Origin of the sequence: Helicobacter jaachi, from assembly GCF_000763135.2 — a bacterium.
Classification (GTDB): Bacteria; Campylobacterota; Campylobacteria; order Campylobacterales; family Helicobacteraceae; genus Helicobacter_C; species Helicobacter_C jaachi.
The window spans coordinates 1-3,432 of the sequence record NZ_JRPR02000024.1 but is presented as its reverse complement, the minus strand read 5'-3'; the positions used below and the strand labels follow the sequence as shown (position 1 = coordinate 3,432).

Here is a 3,432-nt window from a genome sequence, read left to right as displayed (position 1 = left end):
GTTTCATAAAGAGGGCTTGGGCGATATAGACTTAGTTTGGGGAGAAGTTACAGATTCTAAAGCGCATAAGGGCTACGGGCTAGCGCATATTATTGATAAGCGAAAAGCGGAGTTTATACAGCAAGGTTTAAGTGAAGCGGAAGCGGAATCTTTAGCACAAGAATTTGTTAAGGAAATACCGCATATTATCGAAAATGGTAAGCTTGTAACGCAAAATAATGTAAATACGATATGGCATAAAGATGCAGATTCTAAACTATACAAAATTGATATTTCGCAAGGATTTCATCATAAAGGAAATAATAATTGGATTGTTACAGGCTATGAAGTAACAAGGGAAAAGGACAAGACGTTCGGCGATGCCCTTTTTGCAGATAAACAGCCTTTATCTAACCTTGACAAAGGAAATGATAGCATAGAATCTGTAAAAAGGCAAGATTCTAAGATTGATTATAAACTTAAGGAAACAGATTCTAATATTATTAAGGAAATAGAATCTAAATTTGATTTTACGCCTAAAAAGGCGTATGATTTATACGAGTGGCATAAAGATTCTAGCCCTTTGACAAAAGATTCTAATGGTATTCCTAAAGTGTTTTATCATGGTAGTCTATCAAAAGATATTTCAATTTTTAAAGATGAATTTGATAAATCAAAAGTTGGATTTTGGTTTGCAGATACAGCACGATATTCAAAAGATTTTACACAACGTGATGGGCAAAAAGGTAAGTTATATAAAGTATTTTTAAATATCAAAAAACCTTTTGATATGCGATATGATAAATACACAGGATTTACACAAGAATACAAAAAAATTACTGATGAAGCGGAAAAATTAGGTATTAACACAGAGTTTTATAGTGAAGATTTTAGATTTAAAGAATTTTTACAAAAAAAAGGCTATGACGGAATTGTTGTAAATGATTATGATACTTTGGGCAGTGATTTATTTCTTATTGCTTTTGATTCTAATCAAATTAAAAGTGTGGATAATAAAGGGAAAAATGGGAAGTTTTTTGATGAAAATGAAGCGAATATTAATTATAGAATCGACTATGCGAAAAATGAAATAATAAATAATTTGCAAAATTTAAAAGCAGAAGCAATGCCCAAAGAGCTAAGCGCACAAGAAATAGACAAAGTTATAAGTCAATTTAACAATATTGAAAATCTAAAAACTCACATAGAAACACGAAAAGATAGCAAACAAAGGCAAGGGTATTTCCATATGTTAGAATCTACAAAAAACGACCCGCACATTCATTACACGATAGAAAATAAAGACAAATATTTAAAGAAATTTGTTGATAAAAATAGCAATAAAGAGCCTTTTTTGTATCTTTTAGTGACAAGAGATAAGGATAAGGAATTTGTAACGCATGTGAAAACTAGGCAATATGGATATATCGTTAATGATTTGCTAAATGCGGATAAGATTATAAAAGGTGCTGACATTATAGGGGAGCTTAGACAGCAGGCAGGCGCGCAAAATGCGATAAAATCCCCAGCCTCCAATCAAATTATACCGCAAAGTTTGCAAGATTTAGAGGCAATTTTTAAGAAAAATAATACAGATTCTATAAATAATGAGCTTTTTGATAAAGTTTTTAGCGTGGCAAAAGATTTAAAGGTTGAGTATAGTAATGAGATTCTAGGAAATAGAAATATTTTAGGGCAGTATAATGCAAATAGCAATAAAATTACTTTGCAAGATTTTAGTAGTGAAACGATATTGCATGAGATGATACACGCAGTTAGTAGCCGTGCAATAGACAATCCGCAAGTTTTAAAACCAGTGCAGAAACATGCAATAAAAAATCTAAATAGAATCTATGATAGATTAAAACTAGATTCTAAATTTAAGGGCGAATATGCTTTGAATTCTGTTAAAGAAATGGTCGCAGAGCTAAGCAATCCTGCCTTTAGAGAAAAGCTAAAAAGCCGCAATCTATGGCAACGCATAATAGATTCTATAGCAAACCTTTTTGGCTTTAGAAAAGACTCTAGCAACTATGCAAAAATAAGCAAGAATCTAAGTAAAATAATAGATAATTACGACACAAATTTTACTAAAAATATAGAATCTAAAAACATCGACTTTGCAAAGAAAAATAAAGATATAATAGAATCTAAAGATTCTAATCAAGGTAAAAATATGGATTTAAGAAACAAGTTTTTAGATAAAATGGGAAATATTAAATATAATGAGCTTAAGGAAATAGCAGAAAATTTGCCTGCACCACTTAGTGAAAATGAATTTATAGAGCAATTTGCGCTTAAAAATGGCAAAAATACTACGCATATAAAAACGCCGATTAAGGAAATAGAAATATCGCCCAAAAAAGCTTATAAGCATTTGCTTGAAAATAGCAAAGAGCAAGATAGAAACCGCATAAGTGGCGCGATACTGCCGACATTGCAAAAGCCGCTTTTCATCGTGCAAGATTTTGAGCGCGAGAGTTATCTTTTTTACAAGCCATTTTTAGATGAAAAGGGCGTGCTAAATATGATAAGCATTCAAGTGCCAAAAAGCAATAGATTAGAATATAAAACGAGCTACATTGCCGATAGACAAAGAATGCTAAAAATGATAAATGAGTATGAATTGATATATTACGATAAAGGAAACGAAGCTATTTAAGGGATTTGGTTAAGCTAAAGCGGCAAGACCTCCGCATTCAAAGGGCAAAAGCCACTTATATGATTGTCTTATGAGTCCAATCTTTACCGCAGAGTAAAATCTTAGCGAGTTTTAGAATCTATGTCAAGTTTTTTAGGTGAAGTGGTAAAATAATATAAAAAGAGGATATACAATGAATTTTGCAGACTTAGAAACTCTAAAAGATAAAATACTATTAGGTGAGCCTATAAAGTATGATTTTAATCATCTATCACAAGAAATAAAACTATCAAATGGGCGCTTTAGGGACTATGATGTAAGGTATATTAATGCTGATATTGCAAAAATTATTACCGAGTTTCAAAAGAGTTATATAGATTTTTTAAAGGCTTTAGAAAAAGAAATTGGCATAAAACTTCCGCAAAATAATGAGCTAATATCATTCAGGATAGAAAAAGGGAGCATTTTGCTTAATGCTAATATTTTTAGCGAAGTTTTAGCATTAATTAATTCATTGGAAAATGGAGGGCATAAAATGATTATCATCATAGTGGGAATTTTGGCTTTTGGCGCTTATCAATCTTGGGTTACATATCTAAAATATCAAATAGAAAAATATAAAGCTAAATTGCAAAATACGCAAAATCAAGCCAAAGATGCACAAATCCAGCAGGCATTAAAGATTTTAGAAAAAATGCTAGAAAATATGAATATGACTTGCGCACAAGAGGATAAAAATGGCAAAGATTGATATAAATCAAGGGCGGCTTGAATATTTATTAGAATTATTTGATTTTGAGAGTTTGGAGGTT

Annotated in this window: 2 protein-coding genes; both read left to right on the top strand. The window is 31.1% G+C overall.

Features of this window, described 5'->3' with window-relative positions:
• Nucleotides 1–2,641, top strand: a 2,641-nt coding sequence (locus LS71_RS09545) for a putative barnase/colicin E5 family endoribonuclease (RefSeq protein WP_476702756.1), incomplete at its 5' end; no start/stop codon positions are given.
• Nucleotides 2,642–2,813: 172 nt separating this feature from the next.
• Nucleotides 2,814–3,371, top strand: a complete 558-nt coding sequence (locus tag LS71_RS09345; protein WP_034357017.1) for a hypothetical protein — start codon at nucleotides 2,814–2,816, stop codon at nucleotides 3,369–3,371.
• The last annotated feature ends 61 nt before the right edge of the window (nucleotides 3,372–3,432 follow it).

Excerpts from the sequence above, each read along its gene's own strand:
- LS71_RS09345 (WP_034357017.1), top strand. The coding sequence starts at position 2,814 with ATGAATTTTGCAGACTTAGAAACTCTAAAAGATAAAATACTATTAGGT.